The following is a 23359-nucleotide window of genomic DNA, read 5'->3' on the forward strand; positions in this document are numbered from 1 at the left end:
CGCCTCTCCTCCACCGGAATCTCATTCGCCCCACAACCCGCAACAACCACCATCACAAGCACCGACAAAATACCCAGCCGTGTCCCCATGCACCCATGACGAAGCACCACCACCAGATGGTTGCACGCACCGGTCTTCCCCTCAGCCCACTGCGCCCCAACCCCACCCTGACCTGGCCAAACACCAAAACTGTCAGCCCCCTGCAGTAACGTTGAAATCAGGGGTCCCTCTGGCGGATTCCCCATGCGATGGACTGCGCGCTTTTCGTGGCGGGCGCAACTCTCGGACCGGCGTGCTTTTCCGACCATGGCAACTTTCGGAAACGCCGACCCGGTCATCCATGCTGCGGGTTGTTTTCGTCACAGTTGAGACTCACTGTGGGCATAGTCTCGAACGCAGTTCCACTACGCTGGGCTGATGGCGGAGCTGGGCCTGGCTGATACCAACGGTATTCTGGCTCTGCCCTGGGTTCGGCCCGAGCGCACGAGTGCGGGGCTTGGGTGGGAGCAGGTCTATGTTTCCAAGCAGCGGGAGCGGCCTTATGCCGCCGAGTTCGGCGGGGCCGCGAGCCATCAGCTGATTCTGCATCTGGCCGGGCCGGTTTCGGTGCGGCGGGGGCGGGCCGCGCCCCAGACGGTTCAGGCCGGTGAGATGTTCTTGCAGCCTGCTCATGGCCGGTTGTCGGTTGAGCTGGGTGGCGAGCTGGAGACGTTGCACCTCTATCTTTCGGATGCGGCGCTTCAGGCTTACCGGGACAAGCCGGTTCGGCTGGCCGAGGAGCTGGGGACGACCGACCCGCTGTTGGCGCAGCTGGCATTGGCGCTGGACTCGGCGATGCGGGATTGGCAGCCGAGCGCGCGTACCTATGTGGACCAGTTGAGCACGATGGTGGCCACGCAGCTGGCGCACAAGCACAGTCTGGGGCGGTCGGCTCCGCGGCCGAAACCGGCTGGGTTGTCCGAGCGGCAGTTCGGGCGGGTGCGGGATCTGCTGGCGGAACGGCTGGCCGAACCGGTGCCGCTGACCGATATGGCCGGTGTCGCCGGGCTGTCGGTCAGTCAGTTCTCCAGGCAGTTCAAGGCGACGGCGGGCGTTGCGCCGCATCGGTACCTGCTGCGGATGCGTTTGCGGCAGGCGGAGCTTCTGCTGCGGACCAGCGCGGCGCCGATCGCCGAGATCGCTGTGCGGTGCGGGTTCACTCATCAGGAACATCTGACGCGGGTGATGCGTACTCATCTGGGCACGACGCCGGGTGCGCTGCGTAAGGCCTGAGCGTTTTGTGCAGAGGACACAGCAGGAACGTGCAGGCGCGCTTGCGGCTGTGGCTCGATACTCGGTGAATGACGTCATTCACCTACTCGGCCGGGCCCGCCCGGGTGGTGTTCGGCTCGGGCACGCTGACCTCGCTGGCTGACGAGGTACGCGCGCTCGATGCCTCTCGTGTCCTGTTGATCGGTGGTGGTCGTCGCGCTCAGGCGGTGTCGCCGCTTGGTTCGCTGCTGGCTGCCGAGTTCGCCGAGCCGGTGATGCACACGCCGGTCGAGGTGACCGAGAAGGCGCTGGCTGTGCTGCGTGACCACGACGTGGACTGCCTGGTGGCGGTCGGCGGTGGTTCGGCGATCGGCCTGTCCAAGGCGCTCGCTCTGCGTACGGATCTGCCTCAGATCGCGGTGCCTACGACCTACGCCGGTTCGGAGGCGACTCCGGTCCTAGGCCAGACTGCCGACGGGCGTAAGACCACGCTCCGATCTGCGGCCGTGTTGCCGGAGACCATCGTCTACGACGTGGACCTCACCCTCGATCTGCCCGTCGAGATGTCTGTGACCAGCGGAATCAACGCGATGGCACACGCGGTCGAGGCCCTTTACTCACCGGATGCCAACCCGGTGACCGACCAGCTCGCCCTTGAGGCCATCCGGCGGCTGGCCGGCGGCCTGCCCAAGATCGTCGCTGACCGGAAAGACGTAACCGCACGGTCTGATGTTCTGCAGGCGGCCTGGCTGGCCGGGACCTGCCTCGGCACGGTCCGGATGGGACTGCATCACAAGCTCTGCCACACTCTCGGCGGCTCGTTCGGCCTGCCACATGCCGAGACTCATACTGTGGTCCTACCCCATGTGATGGCCCGCCAGGCTCCGGAAGTCCTGGCGCGGATCGCCGAAGCCCTGGGCGTCGGCGACGCGCCCACCGGGGTGTACGACCTGATCGTCGAGCTCGGCGGCCCCAGCGCACTCCGGGACCTCGGTCTCGCCGAGTCCGATGTGGACAAGGTCGATCCGGAAGCCGGAGCCCTGCTGCACGAGGCCTGGTCCGGCACGCGCCCGCCCCAGCGAGGCCTGCCCGACGTGCGTAAACTGACCGCCCAGGTGGTCGACAGCTTCGAAGGAGCATCGCCGCGGGTCCGGTCGCTGATGCAGGATCTGGTGCGCACACTGCACTCCTACGTCCTGCGCAACGATCTCACCGAGCAGGAGTGGATGTCCGCCATCGACTTCCTGACCAGGACCGGCCAGATCACCACCGAGATCCGGCAGGAATTCATCCTGCTCTCCGATACGCTCGGCGTGTCCAGCGTGGTAGACGTCCTGACGAACTCCCGCACCCCGGACACCACTCCGTCCGCCGTGCTCGGACCGTTCTACACCGAAGGCCCGCCGGAACGCCCGCACGGATTCGACATCGCCGACGGCCTGCCCGGTACTCCACTGTGGTCCGACATCCGGATCACGGATACCGCCGGATCGCCTGTCGCGGAAGCGGTCGTGGACGTTTGGCAGTCCAATGAGGATGGCTTCTACGACGTACAGCTGCCCGATCTGGACGGACCGGTACTGCGCGCGAGGTTCCGTACCGACGCCGACGGCCGGCTGACGTTCTGGACGATCTTGCCGGCCGCATATCCGATCCCGGCCGACGGCCCGGTCGGCGCGATGCTCGACGCGGTCGGCCGGCACCCGTTCCGGGCGCCGCACGTGCACTTCATGATCGCCAAACCCGGCTTCCACACGCTGGTCACGCAGCTGTTCGTCGCCGGCGGCGAGTATCTGGACTCCGACACGGTCTTCGGCGTCAAAGACGGCCTGATCGTGGATTTCCCGGTCCAGCACGGCCCTGCCCCGGACGGACGCCCGGTTGCGGGCTGGCGCCGAGTCGATTTCGTCTTCCACATCTCCAGGAGTACCGATGGCGTATGACACTGACGTCGTGGTGGTCGGCAGCGGGCCGGCCGGCGGCACAGCCGCGTTGGCGCTCGCGACCTACGGTGTCCGCACGCTGGTCGTGAACAAGTACGGCTGGCTCGCCAACAGTCCCCGCGCGCACATCACCAACCAGCGCACCATGGAAGTGTTGCGCGACTTGGGAGTCGAGCAGGAGGCCCTGCTGCACGGCACTCCCCCGGCGCTGATGGGCGACACAGTGTTGTGCACGTCGCTGGCCGGTGCCGAGCTGGGCCGGATCACCAGTTGGGGCACCGGTGACCGCTCGGCGAGCGAGTACAACGAGTCCAGCCCGTGCCACATGATCGATCTGCCGCAGACCTATCTCGAGCCGATCCTGATCACCAACGCCGCGGCCCGGGGCGCGAAAGTCCGGATGGACACCGAGTTCCTGGACTTCGTGCAGGACCCCGAAGGCGTGACGGTCCGGCTGCTGGACCGGGTACGCGGCGACGAGTACTTCGTGCGAGCGCGGTACCTGATCGGCGCCGACGGCGGCCGTAGCCGCGTGGCCGAGCAGGCCGGTCTGCCGATCGCGGGTCAGACCGGCAAAGCCGGAAGTATGAACATCACCTTCACCGCGGACCTGAGCCGGTATGTCGCGCATCGGCCCAGCGTCCTGTACTGGGTGATGCGTCCAGGCGCCCATCTGGGCGGTATCGGGATGGGCCTGGTCCGAATGGTCAGACCGTGGAACGAGTGGCTGCTGGTCTGGGGTTACGACATCGACCAGCCACCGCCTTCGGTCTCCGACGCCGAAGCCGAGGCGATCGTCCGCGATCTGGTCGGCGACCAGGACCTGCCGGTACAGATCACGTCCACTTCACTGTGGACGGTCAACCACAACTACGCCACTTCGTACTCCAGCGGCCGCGTCTTCTGCGCAGGCGACGCCGTGCACCGGCACCCACCGTCAAACGGCCTGGGCTCCAACACCTCGATCCAGGACTCCTACAACCTGGCATGGAAACTCGCCATGGTCGTCCGCGGCGAGGCCGGCCCCGCCCTGCTGGACACGTACACGCAGGAGCGCGCCCCGATCGGCAAGCAGATCGTCGACCGCGCGAACCTCAGCCGCGACCAGTTCGGCCCGATCTTCGAAGCCCTGAGCATCGCCGGCGACACAGATTCCGACGGCATCGCGGCCGGGCTCGCGGCCTGCCTCACCGAGGACGCCACCGGAGCCACCCGGCGCCGCGCCCTGGAAAAGGCGATCCGGCTGAAGAACTACGAATTCAACGCGCACGGCGTGGAAATGAACCAGCGCTACGTCTCGTCCGCCGTGGTCCCCGGCTTCCCGGAATCGTTCAGCCAGGACGCCGAACTGTTCCACCAGCCCAGCATCACACCAGGCGCCAAACTCCCCCACGTCTGGCTGGTCGGCACCGACGGCCACCGCGTCTGCACCCTCGACCTCGTCGGCCACGGCCACTTCACTCTCCTGACCGGCCTCTCCGGCACAACCTGGCTCGCCGCCGCCGAGTCCGTCAGAACCACCCTCGGAATCGACCTGCACGTCCTACGCATCGACGCCCCCAACGCCCGCGACGCCTACGGCGACTGGCACAGGCTCACCGCCTTCCCCGAGGACGGCTGCCTGCTCATCCGCCCCGACGCCCACATCGCCTGGCGCCAAGACACCCCACAGAACGCCGAAACCGCCCTGACCGAGGCCCTGCAGACAATCCTCGCCCGCGTCCCCGCCGAACTGGAGCCCGCCTAGGACGAGCCAGGGTGCCGGGTCGGGTACTTTTGCCGGTGTGCACAAGGTCCAGGATGTCGGCGCTCCGCGCATGGGCCGCAGGCACATCTGGGACGATCTGACCAGTGAAGCCATGGCCGCCGTGACCGAACTCACCGGCCCGATCCTGCGCGCGGCGTCCGCGCCTGACGGCTACACCAGCCAGATCGCCGTCAGGCTCGACACCGAGAGCGGACCGGTTTTCGTCAAGGGGATGCGCCAGGACCGTGACGACGTATGGACTCAGCAGCGTGAGGCTGCCGTCAATCCGTATGTCGTCCCGCTCGGGCCGCGGATGCTGTGGCAGGTCACTGCGGGTGGCTGGGATCTGATCGGGTTCGAGCACGTGGACGGGCGCGCCGTGGACCACAGCCCGGCCTCGCCCGATCTCCCGCTGGTGGTGGAAACCCTCACCGCGCTCAGCCGGATCCGTTGCCCTGCCTTGACTTTGAAGGAAGCGAGCCGACGCTGGGGCAAGTATCTCGATGACCGGGCCGACGGCGCGTTGTTCAAAGGCAGCGCGCTCGTGCATTCCGACATGAATCCCAGCAACATGCTGACCGGCGAAACCGGCACGTATCTGGTCGACTGGCCGATGGCCACCCGTGGCGCGCCGTGGATCGACGCGGCGTGCTGGGTCGTCTGGCTGATCTTCGCCGGCCACACGCCCCACACCGCCGAACAATGGGCCGCCAAGGTCCCCGCTTGGGCAACGGCTTGCGCGGACGCACTGGACTTGTTCGCCGTCGCACAGGCCCGGTACTGGCAGGAAACCGTGGACGCGCACGCCAACAAAGTCACGTTGAAACTGCGTGAAGCCGCATCACGGTGGGCGATCCACCGCCACGTTTTCCCTTGAACCGGCGGCCCAACCCCCAGGCCGGGCCGCCGTGTCACATATTTCAGGCGCGGCGCATGGCCCTTGTGCCGACCAGCAATCCCAGCAGACAGATCGCCACAGCCGCGATCAAACCGGCCAGGACTGTGCCTGAGGCGATGGTTCCGTTGAACAGTGCGCGTTCGGCATCGACCACATAGGTCAGCGGGTTGAACTTCGACATGGTCTGCAGCCACTGTGGACCGTTGTCGATCGGCAGCATCATCCCGGCCAGCAACAACAACGGGAAGATCAGCGTCTGCTGCACGCTCCAGAACATCCATTCCCGGTCCTTGGACGCCAGCCCCAGTGTGTAGGACAACGCGCCCAGACCGACGCAGAACACCGCGAGGATCAGCAATCCGATCAACGCACCCGCCACATGCAGGTCGAACCCGAACGGAACGGTGACCACGACAAGCAGGGCGGTCTGCGCGAGCATCGGCACGATCTCTTTCAGTGACCGCCCAATGATCAGCGCAGACCGGCGTAGCGGCGTTACCAGAAGCCGTTCATGCGAGCCCGTCTGAATCTCGTACAGCAGGTTCGAGCCGGTCGTCGACGTGCCGAACAGGCAGGACATCACGACTATGCCGGGCACGAACCACTGCAGCGACGAGTCGCCGGGTAGCAGAGGTGCGAACAAGGCCAGGAAGAACAGCGGCTGCACCATTGTGAAGATCACCGAGAACGGGTTACGCAGCACCGGCCGCAGCTCCCGGTTGAACACCGTGATCGTGTCAGTAACCAACGTGGTCATGATTGCTCCTTCGCGGAAACGCCGTCCTCGCGGAGGCTGCGGCCGGTCAAATTCAGGAAAACGTCGTCGAGCGTGGGCCGGGCGACCTCTACGCTCGCGACTTCGATCAGGGCGTCGTCCATGCTGCGCAACAACTTCGGCGCGATCTGTGCGCCGCCGGTCATCTCCAGCACGACCTGGGCACCGTTCTGCTGGACGCGTGCGCCTTCGGCGATGCCCAGAGCGTGGTGCGCGGTGACGCGCTCGGCCTGCTCGGCGTTGTCGAAGGTCAGGGTGATGCGGTCGCTGGCGTGCTCGGCCTTGAGCTTGGCCGGGGTGTCGTCGGCGATCTTGCGGCCGTGGTCGATCACGATCACGCGCTCGGCCAGCTGATCGGCTTCCTCCAGGTAGTGCGTGGTCAGCACGATGGTGGTGCCGTGCTCGGCCCGCAGCCGCCGGATGTGCTCCTGCAGGTTGGCCCGGTTCTGCGGGTCCAGACCGGTCGACGGCTCGTCGAGGAACAGCAGGTCAGGGGCGTGAATGAGGCCCATCGCGATATCCAGCCTGCGGCGCTGGCCGCCCGACAGCGACGACACGATCCGGTCGGCGACCGCGGTCAGGTCGAGCGACTCGATCAGCTCGGCCGCGCGGGCTTTGGACGCCGCCGCGCTCATACCGTACGCACGGCCCTGGCTGACCAGCTCGTCCCGGCCGCGCTGGCTGTGACCGGCGCCGTTGCCCTGGCCGATGTAACCGATCCGGCTGCGCACGGCGCGCTGGTCGGCGGTCACGTCGAAACCGGCGACCCGTGCTGTTCCCGAAGTCGGTGCCAACAGCGTCGTCAGCATGCGCAGCGTGGTCGACTTGCCCGCGCCGTTCGGTCCCAGCAGCGCGACCATCTCACCGGCTTCGACATGCAGGTCCAGCTCTTTGACAGCTTCGACTGTCTCCTTACGCACCGTGAAGTGCCTGGTCAATCCGCTTGTATGGATCATCGCTTCGGTCATGACGGCAACGTTAGAAGTCATTCAGGCCAGTTTCTGACCGCAACGTGTGCGAATCTTTTCCCATGGCGAACACGAGCGCACGGATGCTGCGGCTGCTGTCCCTGCTGCAGACCCACCGGTACTGGCCGGGCGGCGAACTGGCCGACCGGCTCGAGGTCAGCCCACGAACCCTCCGGCGAGACGTCGACCGGCTACGTGAACTGGGCTACCCGGTCGACGCGAGCCGCGGTGTGGCAGGCGGCTACCAACTCCAGTCCGGCGCGGCAATGCCGCCATTGCTGCTGGATGACGAGGAAGCCGTCGCGATCGCAGTCGGGTTGCGGACAGCCGCAGGCGGCGCGGTGGACGGTATCGAAGAGACGTCCATGCGCGCGTTGACCAAGGTCATCCAGGTGATGCCGCCACGGCTGCGGCGGCGTGTGGAGGCGTTGCGGTCATTCACCGTTCCCGCTTTCTGGGGTGGGAGCAGCAATTCAACGGTCGACGCACTGTCGTTGACCGTGATCGCGTCGTCGTGCCGCGACGACGAACGGCTCCGCTTCAGCTACACCGCCCACGACGGCGAGGAAACCAAGCGGCATGTCGAGCCACACCGCCTGGTTTCGTTGGGGCGCCGGTGGTATCTCGTCGCGTGGGACGTGGAACGCCACGACTGGCGTACTTTCCGCGCGGACCGCATGGTCGAGCCGAAACCGACCGGAGCCCGGTTCCGGCAACGCGACCTGCCGGGCGGCGACGCCGGCAAGTTCGTCCAGGACCGCCTCAAAACCAGGGCGGCGCAGTACGAAGTGATCGTCAAGATCCAGGCGCCCGCCGCCAAGGTCAAGCAGACCGTGGCGCACTGGGGCACGGTCGAGCCCATCACCGAGACGACCAGCCGGCTCATCATGAAGGTCGACTGGTTCGACTGGCCCGCCATGGTGATCGGGGCCGTGGGCGCCGACTTCGACGTCGTTCAGCCACCCGAGTTCGGCGAGTACCTGCACAAGATGGGCGAACTGTTCCTGCGCGGCCAGAAGCCCTGAGTCACTGCGGCGGCTGCTCAGGCGTCCGGATCGTCTCGGCCATCGATCCCCCTGCCTCGTCGGCCGACCGCCCGGTCTGCACGGCCCGCTCGTGGTCCGGCTCGTCGTACCGGGGCTGGACATCAGGTTGGTCTTCGTCCAGCCGCTGGTCCAGGCCACGCGGGTGGCTCTGTTCGTACGGTGTCGTCCCGTACTTGTCCGCACCGGACCAGTGTTCCGGCGGATCCATCCCTTCTTCCAGCGGATCCATCTGCAGGCGGTCCTCGTCGAGGTCCTCCGGGTCGGTCACAGCACTCGGCCTCCCTGCGGCATATCGGGTTCGTCGGGCACCTCGGCACGCTGCTCGGCCACGTCGGCCTCGGCTGCCTCGATCGGGACCTCCTCAGCGGGCTGCGGGTGTTCCGGGTCGAACTCCGGGGTGTCGAAGTGCGTCATGTGCCCGGCATACCCGCGCGCGGCAGGCGTCACTCACCGCATACTGAGTCGTATGTCCACGGTGTCCAGCTCGGACTGGGTACTGCATGTCGACCTCGACCAGTTCCTGGCGGCGGTCGAGATCGGCCGCCGTCCTGAGCTGCGTGGCAAACCGGTGATCGTCGGCGGCAACGGCGACCCGACGCAACGCACGGTCGTGGCCACCGCGTCCTACGAGGCCCGCGCGTTCGGGGTGCATTCGGGGATGCCGATGCGGATCGCTGCGAAACGCTGCCCGGAAGCGGTGTTCCTGCCGGCCGACAACGCCGCGTACGAGGAGGTCTCCGAGCATGTGATGGCGAGGATGCGGACGTTTCCGGTGGTCGTCGAGGTGATCGGCTGGGATGAGGCGTTCGTCGGCGCGCACACCAACGATCCTGAGGCGTTGGCCGCCGACATCCAGCGAGGCGTGGCCGAGGAGACCGGCCTGTCCTGCTCGGTCGGCATCGGCGACAACAAGCTGCGAGCCAAACTCGCCACAGGATTTGGCAAACCAGCCGGGATATACCGGCTGACCAGGGAAAACTGGGTTGCCGTGATGGCCGGTCGGCCGACGGACGCGTTGTGGGGAATCGGCCCGAAGACCACCAAGAAGCTCACCGAGATGGGCCTGCATACGGTCGCTGACCTGGCCCGCGCCGACCCGGCCGGCTTGGCTGCCCGATTCGGCCCGGCGATGGGTCCTTACTACCGGTCGCTTGCCCTTGGCGCAGGCGACACCAACGTCACGGCGACGCCGTATGTCGCGAAATCCCGCAGCCGGGAGGTCACATTCCAGGAGAACCTGACCTCGCACGAGGAGATCTCCGCACACATAGTGGCCTTGGCAGAACGCGTCGCCCAGGACGTCGCCGAAGAGGGCCGTCCCGCCGCCCGGGTCGCGGTGAAAGTGCGGTTCGCCCCGTTCTTCACCCAGACTCGGAGCATCACGTTGCCCGAGCCGACCAGCTCAGCAGCCGACATTTCACGCGCCGCACTGGAAGTGCTCACCCGTTTCGAGCACAACCGCCCGATCCGGCTGCTCGGCGTGCGAGCGGAGTTCCCTCCGCAGTGAAACCGCCTTTGTGGACACTAGCGCCGGCGTTCACCCTTGCCCAGCGCGTTCCAGAACCGGCGGTACCGATCAAGCCAGACGTCGATCTCCTTGAGCGGAGCCGGATCCACCGAGTACAGCCGCCGCGTACCGTCCGGCCGGACCTTGGCGAACCCGTTGTCTCGCAACACCCGGAGATGCTGAGACACCCCAGGCTGGGAAATCCCGAACTCCTCCTGCACCACCGCACCGATCTCACCGGCCGGCCGCTCTCCCTCGGCAAGCAGCTCAAGAATCCGCCGCCGCACGGGATCCCCGAGGACATCGAACGCATGCATGCCCTCATGGAACGACGCACTCTTATATAAGTCAAGTCTGATGCGAAGCATGCCGTGGAACCTATTGCGATCAGACAGGACGGTCGACGCCTGGAAGGTCCAGAGTGGAAGGTGGAGCAGCACGCCAGCATCTGGGCGCCCCGCAACGCCCCTCTTCCAATGGCGACCCACCAAGGGCCAAGGCCTTTCTAAGCCCCCAGTTCCCCGGCGATTCTCTTCAGGTAGCCGGTGAACTGGGCTTTGTCCTGTTCGTCCCAGCTCGCGGTCAGCTCGTCGAACGCCCGCTCCTGCCACCGCCGCGCTCCGGCGAGCAGTTGCGAGCCCTGATCTGTCAACCGGACCACCGTCCGCCTCCGGTCCATTTCGGACTCCTCGCGGGTGAGATAGCCCGCTGACGCGGCGGCGATCACCATCCGGCTCGCGCCGGAGTGGTCAAGGCCCAACTGGTGGGCCACCGCGTTCACGGTCGCCTCGCCGCGCATGGCGCCGACCGCCTCGACGACCAGGATGTGCTGAACGTGGCGCATCTCACCGGTCAGTTCCGCCGACGCCTGAGTGGCCCAGCGCCGCGAGAAGAACCGGACCAGCCGGAACAGCGCCGGCCCACCATCAGTCATGCCGCCAGTTTACATTCCGTGCGATGCGCACGTATATTGAGTGCGTATCGCACGGAATGGAGTTCATTGTGATCGTCCTCAACCACACGATCGTTCCCGCGCAGGACAAGGCAGTCGCCGCGCGGTTCCTGGCCGGCCTGCTCGGCCTCGAGGTCGGCGAGCCCACCGGCCCGTTCGTCCCGGTGCAGGTCAACACCGATCTGACACTCGACTTCGACGACCGCGGCCCCGCCACGCCCGGCCACTACGCCTTCCTGGTCGACGACGAGATCTTCGACGCGGTGATGGCGCACCTCGCCCGGTTCCCCGAGATCGAGTACGGCTCCGGGAAGGTGCTGGGCTGGGACCGGGAGATCAACCATCTCGGCGGCGGCCGTGGCGTGTACGTCCGCGACCCCAACGGCCACAGCTACGAACTGTTCACCGCCGTCCCGAACTGACAGTTCACGGGGTCCAGACGTACGGCCTTGTCTTCGTGACAGCGGTGAAACCCAGCCGTTCCAGGATCGGACGGCTGTCTTCGGACGCATCGACCTGCAGGTATCGCAGGCCCATCTCGGCCGCGAGCTGCGCGCGCCGCCGGACGAGGGCGCGGTAGATGCCGCGCCCTCGCCACTCGGCCAGCGTGGAGCCGCCCCACAACCCGCCGAAGTCCTTGCCGTATTTGAAGACCAGCCAGGCCGCGGACACCACCTGCCCGTCGGCCTCCGCCACGAACACGGCCAGATGCGCCTTGCGGGAGATGAGGTTCTCGCCCAGCCAGCTCAGATCCTCGCCCCAGACCGCGCTTTCCATCGCCGCGATCCGGTGCATGTCGGCATCGGCGTCGGTCTGTCTGATCTGGACACCGTCGGGCAGCACCGGCGGCGCGGCCTGCGTCTCGGTCAGGCTGATCACGACGGTCTCCTCGTCCTCCGGCTGGAAACCGGCGGCGAGCAGGCGTCCGGGAATGCCTGCGGGCAGATCGTGGCTGCGGGTCTTCCACTCGACGCTTTCGCGACGGGCGGCGAAGAAATCGCGCTGCCGGGCGATCAGGGCGTCCAGTTCGGCGCCGTCGACGCCCAGATCCCTGGGTGCGCTGATGAAACCACGGCGCTTGCCGACGATCCGGACGATCGGCCCGTCGGATTCGGCCCAGGCGCCTGCTTCGAGGTTCGTGGCCTCGGCGGGACGCAGGCGGTCGTCATACGCGGCGAGCAACGTTGCGGCATCCGGCACGCCCCGACCCTAGCCGGACCTCATGCCCGCCCGCATTCGGTTTGCGACACTGGCCGTATGCGGGAAGAAGTCATTGAGCTGCTCAAGCGGCTCGTCGAGATCGACTCGGTCAACGCCTCACTGGTGCCGGGCGCGGCCGGGGAGGCGGCCATCGCCCGGTTCGTCGCGGGCTGGGCCACCGACGCCGGGCTGCGGGCCGAGATCGTCGGCGACAGCGTGATCGTCCGGTCCAACGGCGGTCCAGGCCGGAAACTGCTGCTGTGCGGGCACCTCGACACGGTCGGCCTGGGCGGCGTGACCGATCCACTGGTCCCGAGGATCGAGGGCGACCGGCTCTACGGCCGTGGTGCGTACGACATGAAAGCCGGATTGGCCGCGGCCCTGATCGCCTGCCGGGACTCGAACGGCTTGGCGGGCGAGGTGATCGTGGCGGCGGTCAGCGACGAGGAGCACTCCAGCGTCGGTATCCAAGAGACGCTGCCGCACCTGCAGGCCGACGCGGCCATCGTGTGTGAACCCACCGAGCTGACGATCGCCGTGGCGCACAAGGGTTTCGCGTGGACCGAGATCGAGGTGCATGGCAAAGCAGCGCACGGCTCCCGGCCGCATCTCGGTGTCGACGCGATTCTCAAGACCGGTCCGATCCTGGTCGCGCTCGACAAGCTGGACCGGTCGCTGCGCGATCGCAGCCACGAACTGCTCGGCTCAGGCAGCCTGCACGCGTCGCTGATCAGCGGCGGCCGTGAGGAGACCACGATCCCCGACCGCTGCGTGCTGACCGTCGAGCGGCGGACGCTCCCCTACGAGACGCTCGCGGACGTCGAACAGGACATCGCGGATCTGCTGGACTCGTGCATGCGAGCTGATCCGGAACTGAAGGCCACCAGCCGCACCACGCAGGCCCGGGACGGCATGCAGACCCCGCAGGACGCCGAGATCGTCAAGCTGCTGGCCGAAGTGGCGGGCAACCCGGAGATCACCGGTGCGAGCTACTGGGCGGACTCGGCGTTCATCTCGAGTGCGGGCATTCCCACAGTGCTCTACGGGCCGGGCGGCGAAGGCGCGCACGCCGATGTGGAGTGGGTCAGCATCGCCGACACGATCAAGTGCGCATCCGTGCTCACGGCCGCAGCCAGGCGATTCTGTGGTTGAGCCGTGTTAATCTCCTGATGCAATCGTTTTCCGCCGCCGAGGGCTCTGGTGCTGCCGTATGTCGAACTCTCCTACCCTCAAAGAGGTCGCGCAGCGCGCCGGGGTGCACGTCACCACCGCATCCAGGGCCCTCAACCCGGCTACGGCGTCCCTGGTCAACCCGGCGACGATGCGCCGGGTGCAGGCGGCGGCCCGCGAGCTGCGCTACCAGCCGAACGCGATGGCACGCGGCCTGAAGACGTCCAGGTCCATGTCGGTCGGCGTGCTGCTGCCGGACTTGACCAACCCGCTGTTCCCGCCGATCGTGCGCGGCATCGAGGACGTACTGGCCAACTCCGGCTACACAACCCTGATCGCCAACACCGACAACGACCTCGAACGGCAACGCACCCTGTTCGACACCCTGCGCGCCCGCCAGGTCGACGGCGTGATCATCGCGACCGCCCGCCGCGACGACAACCTGTTCATCGAGGCCCACCAACAGGGCGTACGGATGGTCCTGGTCAACCGCCGGGTCGACCAGTCCGACATCCCGTCGGTGACCGGCGACGACCACGACGGCATCGCGATGGCAGTCCGCCACCTGATCGAACTCGGCCACCGCAGAATCGGCCACATCGGCGGCCCCCAGGACACAACCACCGGCCGCACCCGGCTCCGCGCCTACCGCCAGGCCCTCGACGACGCAGGCATCGAACCCGACCCCAGCCTGGTCATGATCGCCGGCGAATTCACCGAAATCCAAGGCGCCAAAGCAATCCGCGCGATGTTCGACGCCCGCGAACTGCCGACCGCCATAGTCGCCGCCAACGACATGATCGCGCTGGGCTGCCTCGACGTCTTCAGCGAACGCCGCCTACGCTGCCCCGAGGACATCTCCCTGGTCGGCTTCAACGACATGCCTTTCGTCGACCGCCTCACCCCACCCCTGAGCACAGTCCGCGTCCCCCACTACCAAATCGGCGCCGAGGCAGCCCGCATGCTGCTCGACCGCCTCGCCAACCCAGCTCTCCCCGCCAAGTCGATCACCCTCCCCGCAACCCTGGTCCTCCGCGAATCAACAGCCCCGCCTCGCTGAGGCACCAGCCCCGGCTGCCGGAAACGTGTTGCTGCCAGCGCTGGAGACTCCAGCAACAGGGCATCCAGCGCCGCGCGTGAGATCGCTCGGCCCCAGAACCTGCCCTCCACCAGGGAAAACGAAAAACTGTCAGACCCTTGCCGTAACGTAAAATCAGGGGTTCCCCTGGCGGATTCCTGACGCGGTGGGTGGCGCGCGTTTTGGCGTGGGTGGCTGGGTTGTGTCGGATGATTGGGGTTGGAGGGCTCCCAGATAGAGGGAGGCTATCTCGGGGTGGTTGGTTACCTCGCTGGCTGTGCCGGTGAGGCGGACGCGTCCGCCTTCCATGACCATGCCGTGGGTTGAGAGGGCGAGGCCGAGGCGGACGTTCTGTTCTACCAGGAGGATGGTTTTGCCTTGGTCGCGCATGCTGCGGATCAGGGCGGTGACGGCGGCGAGGCTTTTGGGGTCGAGGCCGAGGGAGGGTTCGTCCAGGAGGACCACGGCTGGATCCAGCATCAGGGCGCGGCCTATTTCGAGCATTCGGCGTTGGCCGCCGGAGAGGTTGCCGGCCGGAGTGTTCGGGCGTTGCGTGAGAAGGGGCACTAGTTCAGCGACCGCTGAATAGCGCTCCTCGAGCAGTTTGCGCTGACGGCGAATCAGGTAACCACCCAGCAGGATGTTCTCCCGCACTGACATTCGTGGGAACAACGCGCCCGACTGTGGGACCTGGGCGATTCCCAATTCCAGGATCTGCGGGGCGGTCAGATTCTCGATTCGAGTCGATCCCAACAGGACTGTGCCCTGTCGGGGCCTGATCAGACCGCTGATCACGCGGAGGACTGTCGACTTTCCGGCGCCGTTGGGGCCGAGGACACATGTGACCGAAGCCGGCTCCACTGTGATGTTCAGGCCTTGCAGCACGTCGCCGCCGCCGTATCCGGCGTACACATCGAGCAAGGTCAACATCAGGTGGGCACCTCGCCGAGATATGCGTCCAGAACAGCCGCGTCGTTGCGGATGACGTCCGGCGGCCCGGATGCGATCACCTCTCCCCTGGCGAGCACGAAGACAGGGTCGCACAGGTCGAGCACCATCGGGATGTTGTGCTCCACCACCAGGAATGTGATGCCCTGGCGGTTGGCCGCACGGATTACGTCGGCCATGCGGTCGACGAGGCCGGGATTGACGCCGCCGGCCGGCTCGTCGAGCAGGACCAGCCGGGGTTCGAGCATCAGCACCTGCGCCAGTTCGACGAGTTTCTGCTGACCGTAGGACAAGGCTCCGGCCCGTTCGTTTTCGAAACGGCCAAGTCCGACGAACGACAGCAGGTCGCGCGCCCGATCCGCCTCATGTCCGGAAACCGCGCCGGAAGCCAGCACCGACGGGGAGAACGAACCCAGCGGCGACACCACGTTCTCCAGGACGGTCATGCTTTTGAACAATCGGGTTACCTGAAATGTCCGGCCCAGGCCGCGATGCGCTCGCGTCCACGGCGCCAACCCGTCGATCCGCGAGCCGTCGAACCAGATCTGCCCGGTGTGCGCCCCTCCGGTTCCGGTGATCAGGTTGAACAACGTCGTCTTGCCGGACCCGTTCGGCCCGATCAGGGCTGTGATCGAGCCGCGCGGGATCTCCAGGCTCGCGCCGTTGACCGCATGCAGACCACCAAAAGCTTTGTGCACGTCCCGAATTTCCAGCAACGGCCCGGTTTTGTCTTCAATCGGCCGAGTCGTTACCTCGATCGGGCGATGTTCCATCGCACCAACGTGGTCTGTGTACTCGATGGGGCGTTTGGGCAGCAGGCGCTGCAACGCGGGCAGCAGTCCAGCAGGCATGAAAAGCACGATGATCACCAGCGCCAGGCCGAAAAGCAGCAGCCTGCTCTGCGATCCGCCGCCATAAACAGTCGCGGCCTCGCTGGCGAACGAAACAATGAACGCACCAATGACCGGACCCCACAAGGTTCCCCGCCCACCGGCAAGTGCTCCGAGAACCACTGTCACACTGACGAGAATATTGAAGGCACCCAACGGGTTCAGGAACGTCAGGAAGTACGCGTACACCGCGCCCGCGACCCCGACAAAGAAGGAACTCGCGGCATAGGCGAGATTCTTGTACAGGGTTGCGGGAATGCCGATCGCGGCGGCTTTTCCTTCGTCCTCCCGGATCGCGACCAGCCCGGTGCCGAACTTGGTGCGCCGGATCCACACGCTGAAGCCGAAAGCCAGCACCATCAGCCCGAGGAACATGTAGTAGAAGGGGATGTTCTGGATCTCCGGATCCCAGAACGGCAGCTCGAGCGTGATCCCGTCCGACCCGTTGGTCAGCCCGGGCAGGTTCACAGCCAGGATCTGGAACAACAGCAACAGCGCGATCGTGATGATCACAAACGCGGGACCCTTGACACGCAACACAACGCTGCCCACCAGCAAAGCCACCACGACCGCGACAACGCCACTGAGCGGCGCCAGCACCAGCGGGTTGACCTCCCATCGAGTGGACAGAATGCCCGCGGTGTAGGCGCCTATCCCGAGAAAGACACTGTGCCCCAAGGAAATGTAGCCCGCGAAACCCGAGATGATGTTCCAGCTGATGGATTGGATCGCCACGAGAAAGGCCAGCAGCAACACGGTCTGCTCATACGTGGCCGCCGGATCGATGAGCGGAACCAGAATGAGTGCAAGGCAAACCACTGCGGCAATCCCGTGCCCAACACGCGGATTCACGTTGCGGCGTCCTCTCGCAACCGGGTGCCGAACAGCCCATGTGGACGGACGAGTAACACAAGAAGGATCACCGCGTAGAACACGAGCGTGGACCAGCGAGGCGAGCCGTACGTCGCGGTAGCCGTCTCAGCGAGTCCAAGAATGATCGCGCCGACCCACGCCCCGCGCAGCGATCCCATGCCGCCCAGCACAATGATCCCCAACAGCCGGGCGATCCATTCGTAGTGCGAGGCGGGGAAAAACGGATACAGCACCGACAGAATCGACCCGCCGGTCCCCGCGGTCGCCGTACCGATCGCGAACGACAACGCGGCCATGGAAGACGCACTGATCCCAACAAGCGCTGCACCAGAAGGATTCTGCGAACACGCACGGATCGCACGCCCGGTCCATGTCCGGTTGAGCACGAGATACAACACACCGAGCACAATCAGGGCCGCAAGGCAGCCGTACACCTGAGCCTTGGGCAGGACTATCGCCCCGAGGTGAAACGACTCGGCGAAGTACGACGGCGTGGCCGACCGGAAATAGTTACCCGCCGTGACGTTCAGCAGGCCTTCGACAGTGAGCGCGATCCCGAACGTCAGCAGCATCGACATGGCCGCAGCCGTGCCCCGCACCCGCACGATCACCAGCCGGTAGAGCACCCAGCCCAGGCCGAACATCACCGGCGTGGTGCCCAGCGCGAGCAGGATCGGGTCCAGCCCGGTCAGCTGCCACGCCTTCCACGTCAGCATCGCCACCAGGACCAGGAACGCACCCTGGGCGACGTTGACGATGCCCATGATCCCGAAGACGAGGGTCAGCCCGGCCGCCATCAGGGCGTATACGCCGCCGATCAGCAGCCCTAGTGCAATCATTTGCAACAGCTGCGTCATGTCCAGCCCGGCTTCGGGAACACGACCTTCTCAGTGGTCGCGGCCTGTTTCGGCGAGACCACCTCGACCTTGCCGTTCTGCCATTGGGCCAGCATGAACGAGGTTTGCGGCTCACCGTTGGCAGCCCACCGCAACGGGCCAAGGATGGTCGGCACCTCGTTGGCCCGCAGCCAGTCCGCCAGCGCGACCTGGTCGATCTTGCCCACCCCGGTGACCGCGGCCTTGAGCACCTGGCCCGCCGCGAACGCGTCGGCGGCGTCCTCGGTCGGCGGGGAGTTGAAGCGCTTGCGGTACTCCGCGACGAACTCGCTGTTCAGCGGGGTTTTGGCGGTCTCGCTCCAGCTTGTGCTGTAGAAGACGCCCTCGGTCGCGGGCATGCCGACGCCGTCGCTGTACTGCTTGCCGTTGCCCGGCGCGTTCGTCTGGAACATGATCTTCGGGGAGAACCCGATCTGCCGAAACGCCCGGATCGCGCCGATGCCGTCCTCGAACTGCGCGCCCTGCGCGACGAGGTCGGGCTTCTGCGCGGCGATCGCGCTGCCGATCGGCTGGAAGTTCGTGGTGTTGGCCGGGTAGATCGTGCTGTGGACCGTCTTCACGCCCGCTTCTTCGAGCTGCTTCTGCAGTGACTCGATGGCCGGGCGGGTGAACGGGTCGTCCTGGGTCAGGAACGCCGCGGTCGCCGGTTTCTGGTCTGCTGGCAGGGATTTGACCCACTCCGTGATGCCGTCGGCGTGATGCGGGGCGGTCGCGGGCTGCGTGAAGAAGAGCATCTTGAAGCCACGCGTGAACATGTTCGGCGCGCCGCCGGCCGGCTCGACGTAAAGCATCCGGTTGCGCTCGGCCACCGCCGAGGCGGCGTAGTTCAGCAGCGAGGAGAAGCTGCCCAGCAACAGGTCCACCTTGTCCTGGGTGATCAGTTTCGTGTAGTCGGCGATGATCGTGTCCTGATTGCCGGCATCGTCGGTGACACGCAGGTCGATCTGCCTGCCGAGCATTCCGCCGCTGCCGTTGACCATGTCGCGCCAGATCTCGTAACCGCGCTTGGCTTCGCCGCCCGGCTGGGAGAACTGCCCGGTCAGCGGCAGCGACGTGCCGATCACGATCGGGCCGCCTGGGCTCCCGCCGCCCGAACTGCCGCAGCCGGTGGCCACGAGCGCCACGGACGCGAGCAGGGCGAGCAGACGTCGCCGGGCGGGTTTGTCGCGCATCGCAGGGTCTCCTCGGACTCGGTTGACCACAGCAAACGATTGCAGCCGGCTATCGTTCGCTGGGTGCTGCGATCTGTCAACACTGAGTTATCACGGCCGGGAAGGCCGCACAGCCCCCTTCTGCCGCACTGGTCAGTCTTTTCACCGAACTGAGCAGGTACACTGACTGCGTGCTGCATCGCGACTACGACACCCAGGTGTGCTCGATCGCGCGCTCACTCGAAGTGGTCGGCGAACGCTGGTCGTTGCTGATCATCCGCGACGTAGGGCTCGGGATCCGGCGCTTCGACGACATCCGCCGCAAGCTCGGTATCCCGCGAGGCGTCCTGACCACCCGGCTGAAGCACCTGACCGAAGAAGGTGTGCTGGAGCGCAAGCAGTACCTGGACCACCCACCGCGCTTCGAGTACCACCTCACGCCCAAAGGCCGGCAGCTCTGGCCGACGCTCGTGCAACTGATGATGTGGGGCGACGAGCACTACTCGAAACCGGACGGGCCGCCGTTGATCGTCGAGCACACCGGATGCGGCGGCCATCCAGATTCACACCTGCTGTGTGATCGCTGCGGAACGCCCCTGACCCCGGAAAACACCCTTTCGCTGCCTGGGCGCTCATAAGATCCGTTCATGACCTTGCGGCCGAACACGTCACACTGGGGAGCGTTTCTCGCCGAGGCCGACGCCGACGGGCGGCTCACGATCGTTCCCCATCCGGCAGATCCCGCGCCTACTCCCCTGCTGGACAACCTGACCACCGCGTTGACGCACCCCAGCCGGATCACGGCACCTGCGATCCGGCGAGGCTGGCTGGAGAACGGCCCAGGGTCGGACGACCGGCGCGGGCGTGACTCGTACGTCGAGGTCAGCTGGGACGAGGCACTCGACCTGACCGCGCGAGAGCTGGCACGGATCCGCGATGAGCACGGCAATCAGGCGATCTACGGCGGTTCCTACGGCTGGGCAAGCGCAGGCCGGTTCCATCACGCCCAAAGCCAGCTGCGCCGGTTCCTCAACACCATCGGCGGGTTCACCGCGAGCCGGAACACCTACAGTTTCGGCACGTCCCAGGTGGTGCTGCCGCACATCGTCGGCGACTACCAGCAGGTGGTGCACCGCGGCACCAGCTGGCGTTCGATCACCGCCAACACCGAGTTGCTCGTCGCCTTCGGTGGCGTCCCGGCCAAGAACGTCTTTGTCACACCCGGCGGCGTCACCCGGCACACCACGCCAGGCCATCTCGCCGAGCTCAGCCGGGCCGGTATCGAAGTCGCACTGGTGAGCCCGATCCGGACCGACCTTCCGTCCACAATAGACGCGCAATGGCTGCCGATCAGGCCCGGCACGGACGTCGCCCTGATGCTCGGGATCGCCCACACACTCGTGACAGAAGGCCTGCACGACAAGGATTTCCTCGACCGGTACTGCACCGGGTACGCCGAGTTCGAGCGATACCTGTTCGATGGTGTGCCCAAGGACGCCACCTGGGCCAGCGCGATCACCGAGATCCCGGCCGCCGACATCGTCGCTCTGGCAAGGAAAATGGCCGCCTCCCGGACGATGATCACCGTGACCTGGTCGCTGCAACGGACCGAGTACGGTGAGCAGCCGATCTGGGCAGGCATCACGCTCGCCGCGATGCTCGGCCAGATCGGGCTGCCAGGCGGCGGTTTCGGCCATGGATACGGTTCGATGGGCGACGTCGGCACCGATGGTTCCCGAGCCGGGGTTCCCGCGCTGCCTCAGGGCGTCAACCCGGTGACCGAGTTCATTCCCGTCGCCCGGATCGCGGACATGCTGCTGCATCCGGGCGAGGAGTACTCGTACAACGGTTCTGAGCGCCGGTATCCCGGCATCCGGCTGGTCTACTGGGCCGGCGGGAACCCGTTCCACCATCACCAGGATCTCAACCGGCTACGGCGTGCCTTCGGACGCCCGGAAACGATCGTCGTGCACGAACCGTTCTGGACCGCGACCGCCCGGCACGCAGACATCGTGCTGCCCGTGACCACAAGCCTGGAACGAGAGGACTTCGGGGCCGGGCGAGGCGACAGCCACCTGATCGCCATGCACCAGATCGCCGCGCCTGCCGGGCTGGCCCGTGACGACTACGCGATCTTCGCAGGCCTTGCCGCGCGACTGGGCGTCGAGGACGCGTACACCGAGGGCCGCACCGCCCGGGAATGGCTGGAACATCTGTACTCCGCGTGGCGCACCGAACCGTCCTTTTCGGAATTCTGGGAGGCGGGCGCCCTCGAACTGCCGGTGGACGAGTCAGAACACGTCCTCTTCGCCGACTTCCGGGCCGATCCCGAGCGCGCCGCCCTGCCGACACCGAGCGGCCGGATCGAGATCACATCCAAGACAGTGGCCGGGTTCGGATACGCGGACTGCCCTGGGCATCCAGTGTGGCTGGCCCCGTCAAGCTGGGCCGACGCCGGCAGATTCCCGTTGCACCTGATCGCCAACCAGCCCAACACCCGCCTGCACAGCCAACTCGACGGCGGCCCCACCAGCCAGGCCGGCAAGGTCGCCGGACGAGAGGCGATCCGGATCCACCCAGCCGACGCCACCGCCCGGGGAATCACCGACGGTGACGTAGTCCGCGTCTTCAACGATCTTGGCGCATGCCTCGCCGGAGCCGTGGTGAGTGCCGAAGTCCGGCAAGGGGTCGTGCAATTGCCCACCGGGGCTTGGTTCTCCCCAGTCGACAGCCTGGACGAGCCGTTGTGCGCGGCCGGAAACCCGAACGTGCTGACCGCGGACCGCGGCACATCCAATCTCGCGCAAGGCTGCACCGGCCAGCACGCACTCGTCGAGGTGGAGATCTACTCCGGCGAACTGCCTTAGGCCTGGCCGGCCAGGTATTCCTTGGCCAGGCGCTTGGGGGCGCGGTCCAGCCAGGCCTCGACCACCAGTTCCTCGAGGTCCGGGATGTCGATCTCCGTCAGTCGCACCAACACAGCGGGGTAGCCGTCGAAATGGGGCGTGGTGAAGTACGGGTCCTCGACAAGCAGGGCCTCCTTGACGCCCAGGTCTGCCACTCGCACACCGAGGATGGGGCCGTCCGGGGCCGAATCACCCAGAGCGGCCAGATCTCCCTTGCGCAGTGGGCGTTCCCAGACGAAGAGCTTGTCCTTCACGCGCCACTGCAGCAGGCCGTCACCTGAGGCGCGTTCCTCCGACTGCGGCAGTGCCATGGCGATTCGGCGGACATCATCCCAGGTGGCCATGGGGGATGCTAACTCTCAGCGCAGGTGTTCGGCGAAGAATGACTCGATCCTGGTCCAGGTGTCGGCGGCGGCTATCGGCTCTGGGCCCATGTTGGCGACCCGCATCACCGGGCGCAGGAATTTGGGGCCGATCTCGGCGTCGTTGAGGAAGGAGTGCCCCGCGGTCGGGTACTGCTTGACGTCGTGCGGGATACCGGCCTTGGTCAGCGCCCGCTCCAGTTTGGCCGGGATCTTGCGCTGGGGGACGTCCTTGTAGCCGTAGCTCGCCACGATCGGGCACGCGCCGGCGAGTGTGGCGTCCAGGTCACGCGGTAGGAAGCCGTAGTTCACCGAGGACGCGTCGAACCCGGATGCCGCGGTCAGCAGCGCGAAGCCACCGCCCATGCAGAAGCCGATGACGCCGATCTTCCCTGTGCACTCATCGGACGCCAGCAGCCAGTCACGGGCTGTCTCGATGTCGGCGAACGGCCTGCCCTCTCCCTTGGTCAGCGAGCGCATGGTGGAGACCAGGCAGCGGCGCACGCCTCCCTCGCTGAACAGGTCGACCGCCAGGGTCAGGTATCCGGCTTTGGCCAGCCGGTCTGCCTGCCGCCGAGTCACGTCGTTCACCCCGAGCGCCTCGTGGATCACGACCACACCGGGCCACGGCCCGTCGCCGGCAGGTTTCGCGAGGTAGCCCCGCAAGGGCTGAGAGCCGCCGTGCTTCCCGGCGAGGTCGGTCAGGTCGATGTCAGCCATGGGCTAAACCGTAGCCAGCCGTGACGGCTCGCGCACCGCGAGAAGCATGCCGAGATGTGACATTGGACCGGTACGCTC

Annotated in this window: 24 protein-coding genes; 11 read left to right on the forward strand and 13 right to left on the reverse strand. The window is 66.5% G+C overall.

The genetic code is table 11. The features are described 5' to 3' along the window. Window positions 1-417 precede the first annotated feature (417 nt). The 4 genes from JOF56_RS52435 to JOF56_RS52450 all read left to right on the forward strand — a co-directional run bounded on the left by JOF56_RS52435 (window position 418) and on the right by JOF56_RS52450 (window position 5818). Complete coding sequence (locus JOF56_RS52435; RefSeq protein ID WP_209646902.1) at window positions 418-1272, forward strand: AraC family transcriptional regulator; 855 nt, start codon at window positions 418-420, stop codon at window positions 1270-1272. A gap of 68 nt (window positions 1273-1340) precedes the next feature. Further along, on the forward strand, window positions 1341-3194 hold the full coding sequence (locus JOF56_RS52440; RefSeq protein ID WP_209646903.1) for a maleylacetate reductase and hydroxyquinol 1,2-dioxygenase domain-containing protein: 1854 nt from the start codon (window positions 1341-1343) through the stop codon (window positions 3192-3194). Continuing rightward, a complete protein-coding gene (locus tag JOF56_RS52445) occupies window positions 3184-4941 on the forward strand; it encodes an FAD-dependent oxidoreductase (RefSeq protein ID WP_209646904.1) in 1758 nt (585 codons plus the stop codon). Before JOF56_RS52440 ends, JOF56_RS52445 begins: the two co-directional genes overlap by 11 nt. A 37-nt stretch (window positions 4942-4978) precedes the next feature. After that, window positions 4979-5818 (forward strand): phosphotransferase family protein, encoded by an 840-nt coding sequence (locus tag JOF56_RS52450; protein ID WP_209646905.1) that lies wholly within the window; start codon window positions 4979-4981, stop codon window positions 5816-5818. Window positions 5819-5861: 43 nt separating this feature from the next. Here JOF56_RS52450 and JOF56_RS52455 read toward each other — a convergent pair whose 3' ends face one another. Continuing rightward, entirely contained in the window at window positions 5862-6596 is a 735-nt protein-coding gene (locus tag JOF56_RS52455) for an ABC transporter permease (protein WP_209646906.1), read from the reverse strand. Then, entirely contained in the window at window positions 6593-7570 is a 978-nt protein-coding gene (locus tag JOF56_RS52460) for an ABC transporter ATP-binding protein (RefSeq protein ID WP_209649018.1), read from the reverse strand. Before JOF56_RS52460 ends, JOF56_RS52455 begins: the two co-directional genes overlap by 4 nt. Window positions 7571-7644: 74 nt before the next feature. Here JOF56_RS52460 and JOF56_RS52465 point away from each other — a divergent pair, with 74 nt between their 5' ends. After that, window positions 7645-8607: a helix-turn-helix transcriptional regulator gene (locus tag JOF56_RS52465; RefSeq protein WP_209646907.1), complete on the forward strand. Its 963-nt coding sequence runs from the start codon at window positions 7645-7647 to the stop codon at window positions 8605-8607. Between the two features lies 1 nt (window position 8608). Here JOF56_RS52465 and JOF56_RS52470 read toward each other — a convergent pair whose 3' ends face one another. Together JOF56_RS52470 and JOF56_RS52475 are read right to left on the reverse strand one after the other, a co-directional pair. After that, window positions 8609-8896 carry a hypothetical protein gene (locus JOF56_RS52470; RefSeq protein WP_209646908.1) on the reverse strand — a complete coding sequence of 96 codons (288 nt, stop codon included), beginning with the start codon at window positions 8894-8896 and terminating at the stop codon, window positions 8609-8611. Continuing rightward, window positions 8893-9075, reverse strand: coding sequence for a hypothetical protein (locus JOF56_RS52475; protein ID WP_209646909.1), 183 nt, complete (start codon window positions 9073-9075; stop codon window positions 8893-8895). The genes JOF56_RS52470 and JOF56_RS52475 overlap by 4 nt, the downstream gene beginning before the upstream one ends. Window positions 9076-9094: 19 nt before the next feature. Here JOF56_RS52475 and JOF56_RS52480 point away from each other — a divergent pair, with 19 nt between their 5' ends. Further along, complete coding sequence (locus JOF56_RS52480) at window positions 9095-10135, forward strand: DNA polymerase IV (protein WP_209646910.1); 1041 nt, start codon at window positions 9095-9097, stop codon at window positions 10133-10135. Between the two features lie 17 nt (window positions 10136-10152). Here JOF56_RS52480 and JOF56_RS52485 read toward each other — a convergent pair whose 3' ends face one another. Then, complete coding sequence (locus JOF56_RS52485) at window positions 10153-10452, reverse strand: ArsR/SmtB family transcription factor (RefSeq protein ID WP_209646911.1); 300 nt, start codon at window positions 10450-10452, stop codon at window positions 10153-10155. A gap of 188 nt (window positions 10453-10640) precedes the next feature. After that, window positions 10641-11069: a MarR family winged helix-turn-helix transcriptional regulator gene (locus tag JOF56_RS52490; RefSeq protein WP_209646912.1), complete on the reverse strand. Its 429-nt coding sequence runs from the start codon at window positions 11067-11069 to the stop codon at window positions 10641-10643. A 23-nt stretch (window positions 11070-11092) separates the two neighbouring features. Here JOF56_RS52490 and JOF56_RS52495 point away from each other — a divergent pair, with 23 nt between their 5' ends. Then, on the forward strand, window positions 11093-11509 hold the full coding sequence (locus JOF56_RS52495) for a VOC family protein (protein WP_245378775.1): 417 nt from the start codon (window positions 11093-11095) through the stop codon (window positions 11507-11509). A 4-nt stretch (window positions 11510-11513) separates the two neighbouring features. On the opposite strand, the gene JOF56_RS52500 is transcribed toward JOF56_RS52495, so the two are convergent. Continuing rightward, a complete protein-coding gene (locus JOF56_RS52500; RefSeq protein ID WP_209646913.1) occupies window positions 11514-12287 on the reverse strand; it encodes a GNAT family N-acetyltransferase in 774 nt (257 codons plus the stop codon). A 57-nt stretch (window positions 12288-12344) separates the two neighbouring features. Between JOF56_RS52500 and JOF56_RS52505 the strand changes: the two genes are divergently transcribed. Beyond that, window positions 12345-13439 (forward strand): M20/M25/M40 family metallo-hydrolase, encoded by a 1095-nt coding sequence (locus JOF56_RS52505; protein WP_209646914.1) that lies wholly within the window; start codon window positions 12345-12347, stop codon window positions 13437-13439. Between the two features lie 58 nt (window positions 13440-13497). Further along, entirely contained in the window at window positions 13498-14517 is a 1020-nt protein-coding gene (locus tag JOF56_RS52510) for a LacI family DNA-binding transcriptional regulator (protein ID WP_209646915.1), read from the forward strand. A gap of 153 nt (window positions 14518-14670) precedes the next feature. On the opposite strand, the gene JOF56_RS52515 is transcribed toward JOF56_RS52510, so the two are convergent. Genes JOF56_RS52515 through JOF56_RS52530 form a run of 4 tightly spaced genes read right to left on the reverse strand, consistent with a single transcriptional unit; the run spans window position 14671 to window position 19314 of the window. After that, window positions 14671-15465, reverse strand: a complete 795-nt coding sequence (locus JOF56_RS52515; protein ID WP_209646916.1) for an ABC transporter ATP-binding protein — start codon at window positions 15463-15465, stop codon at window positions 14671-14673. Next, window positions 15465-17225 (reverse strand): branched-chain amino acid ABC transporter ATP-binding protein/permease, encoded by a 1761-nt coding sequence (locus tag JOF56_RS52520; protein ID WP_209646917.1) that lies wholly within the window; start codon window positions 17223-17225, stop codon window positions 15465-15467. The genes JOF56_RS52515 and JOF56_RS52520 overlap by 1 nt, the downstream gene beginning before the upstream one ends. Further along, on the reverse strand, window positions 17222-18085 hold the full coding sequence (locus tag JOF56_RS52525) for a branched-chain amino acid ABC transporter permease (RefSeq protein WP_209646918.1): 864 nt from the start codon (window positions 18083-18085) through the stop codon (window positions 17222-17224). The genes JOF56_RS52520 and JOF56_RS52525 overlap by 4 nt, the downstream gene beginning before the upstream one ends. 14 nt (window positions 18086-18099) lie before the next feature. After that, the gene (locus JOF56_RS52530; RefSeq protein ID WP_209646919.1) at window positions 18100-19314 is read right to left on the reverse strand and encodes an amino acid ABC transporter substrate-binding protein; all 1215 of its coding nucleotides are present in this window, start codon (window positions 19312-19314) and stop codon (window positions 18100-18102) included. Between the two features lie 170 nt (window positions 19315-19484). On the opposite strand from JOF56_RS52530, the gene JOF56_RS52535 reads away from it, so the two are divergent. Both JOF56_RS52535 and JOF56_RS52540 read left to right on the forward strand, forming a co-directional pair. Continuing rightward, window positions 19485-19931 carry a winged helix-turn-helix transcriptional regulator gene (locus tag JOF56_RS52535; RefSeq protein WP_209646920.1) on the forward strand — a complete coding sequence of 149 codons (447 nt, stop codon included), beginning with the start codon at window positions 19485-19487 and terminating at the stop codon, window positions 19929-19931. Window positions 19932-19940: 9 nt separating this feature from the next. After that, window positions 19941-22160: a molybdopterin-dependent oxidoreductase gene (locus JOF56_RS52540; RefSeq protein ID WP_209646921.1), complete on the forward strand. Its 2220-nt coding sequence runs from the start codon at window positions 19941-19943 to the stop codon at window positions 22158-22160. On the opposite strand, the gene JOF56_RS52545 is transcribed toward JOF56_RS52540, so the two are convergent. Both JOF56_RS52545 and JOF56_RS52550 read right to left on the reverse strand, forming a co-directional pair. After that, window positions 22157-22543 (reverse strand): MmcQ/YjbR family DNA-binding protein, encoded by a 387-nt coding sequence (locus JOF56_RS52545; RefSeq protein ID WP_209646922.1) that lies wholly within the window; start codon window positions 22541-22543, stop codon window positions 22157-22159. The two genes, JOF56_RS52540 and JOF56_RS52545, sit on opposite strands and share 4 nt — an antisense overlap. A 15-nt stretch (window positions 22544-22558) precedes the next feature. After that, window positions 22559-23281, reverse strand: a complete 723-nt coding sequence (locus JOF56_RS52550; protein WP_209646923.1) for a dienelactone hydrolase family protein — start codon at window positions 23279-23281, stop codon at window positions 22559-22561. Window positions 23282-23359 lie beyond the last annotated feature (78 nt).

The sequence above is a fragment of the Kibdelosporangium banguiense genome (assembly GCF_017876405.1).
Classification (GTDB): Bacteria; Actinomycetota; Actinomycetes; order Mycobacteriales; family Pseudonocardiaceae; genus Kibdelosporangium; species Kibdelosporangium banguiense.

Bases quoted from the DNA above. Each gene is read 5' to 3' on its own strand.
- JOF56_RS52435 (WP_209646902.1), top strand. From the start codon at position 418: ATGGCGGAGCTGGGCCTGGCTGATACCAACGGTATTCTGGCTCTGCCC.
- JOF56_RS52440 (WP_209646903.1), top strand. From the start codon at position 1,341: ATGACGTCATTCACCTACTCGGCCGGGCCCGCCCGGGTGGTGTTCGGC.
- JOF56_RS52445 (WP_209646904.1), top strand. From the start codon at position 3,184: ATGGCGTATGACACTGACGTCGTGGTGGTCGGCAGCGGGCCGGCCGGC.
- JOF56_RS52455 (WP_209646906.1), bottom strand. From the start codon at position 6,596: ATGACCACGTTGGTTACTGACACGATCACGGTGTTCAACCGGGAGCTG.
- JOF56_RS52460 (WP_209649018.1), bottom strand. From the start codon at position 7,570: ATGATCCATACAAGCGGATTGACCAGGCACTTCACGGTGCGTAAGGAG.
- JOF56_RS52465 (WP_209646907.1), top strand. From the start codon at position 7,645: ATGGCGAACACGAGCGCACGGATGCTGCGGCTGCTGTCCCTGCTGCAG.
- JOF56_RS52480 (WP_209646910.1), top strand. From the start codon at position 9,095: ATGTCCACGGTGTCCAGCTCGGACTGGGTACTGCATGTCGACCTCGAC.
- JOF56_RS52485 (WP_209646911.1), bottom strand. From the start codon at position 10,452: ATGCATGCGTTCGATGTCCTCGGGGATCCCGTGCGGCGGCGGATTCTT.
- JOF56_RS52490 (WP_209646912.1), bottom strand. From the start codon at position 11,069: ATGACTGATGGTGGGCCGGCGCTGTTCCGGCTGGTCCGGTTCTTCTCG.
- JOF56_RS52495 (WP_245378775.1), top strand. From the start codon at position 11,093: ATGCGCACGTATATTGAGTGCGTATCGCACGGAATGGAGTTCATTGTG.
- JOF56_RS52505 (WP_209646914.1), top strand. From the start codon at position 12,345: ATGCGGGAAGAAGTCATTGAGCTGCTCAAGCGGCTCGTCGAGATCGAC.
- JOF56_RS52510 (WP_209646915.1), top strand. From the start codon at position 13,498: ATGTCGAACTCTCCTACCCTCAAAGAGGTCGCGCAGCGCGCCGGGGTG.
- JOF56_RS52515 (WP_209646916.1), bottom strand. From the start codon at position 15,465: ATGTTGACCTTGCTCGATGTGTACGCCGGATACGGCGGCGGCGACGTG.
- JOF56_RS52525 (WP_209646918.1), bottom strand. From the start codon at position 18,085: ATGATTGCACTAGGGCTGCTGATCGGCGGCGTATACGCCCTGATGGCG.
- JOF56_RS52530 (WP_209646919.1), bottom strand. From the start codon at position 19,314: ATGCGCGACAAACCCGCCCGGCGACGTCTGCTCGCCCTGCTCGCGTCC.
- JOF56_RS52540 (WP_209646921.1), top strand. From the start codon at position 19,941: ATGACCTTGCGGCCGAACACGTCACACTGGGGAGCGTTTCTCGCCGAG.
- JOF56_RS52545 (WP_209646922.1), bottom strand. From the start codon at position 22,543: ATGGCCACCTGGGATGATGTCCGCCGAATCGCCATGGCACTGCCGCAG.
- JOF56_RS52550 (WP_209646923.1), bottom strand. From the start codon at position 23,281: ATGGCTGACATCGACCTGACCGACCTCGCCGGGAAGCACGGCGGCTCT.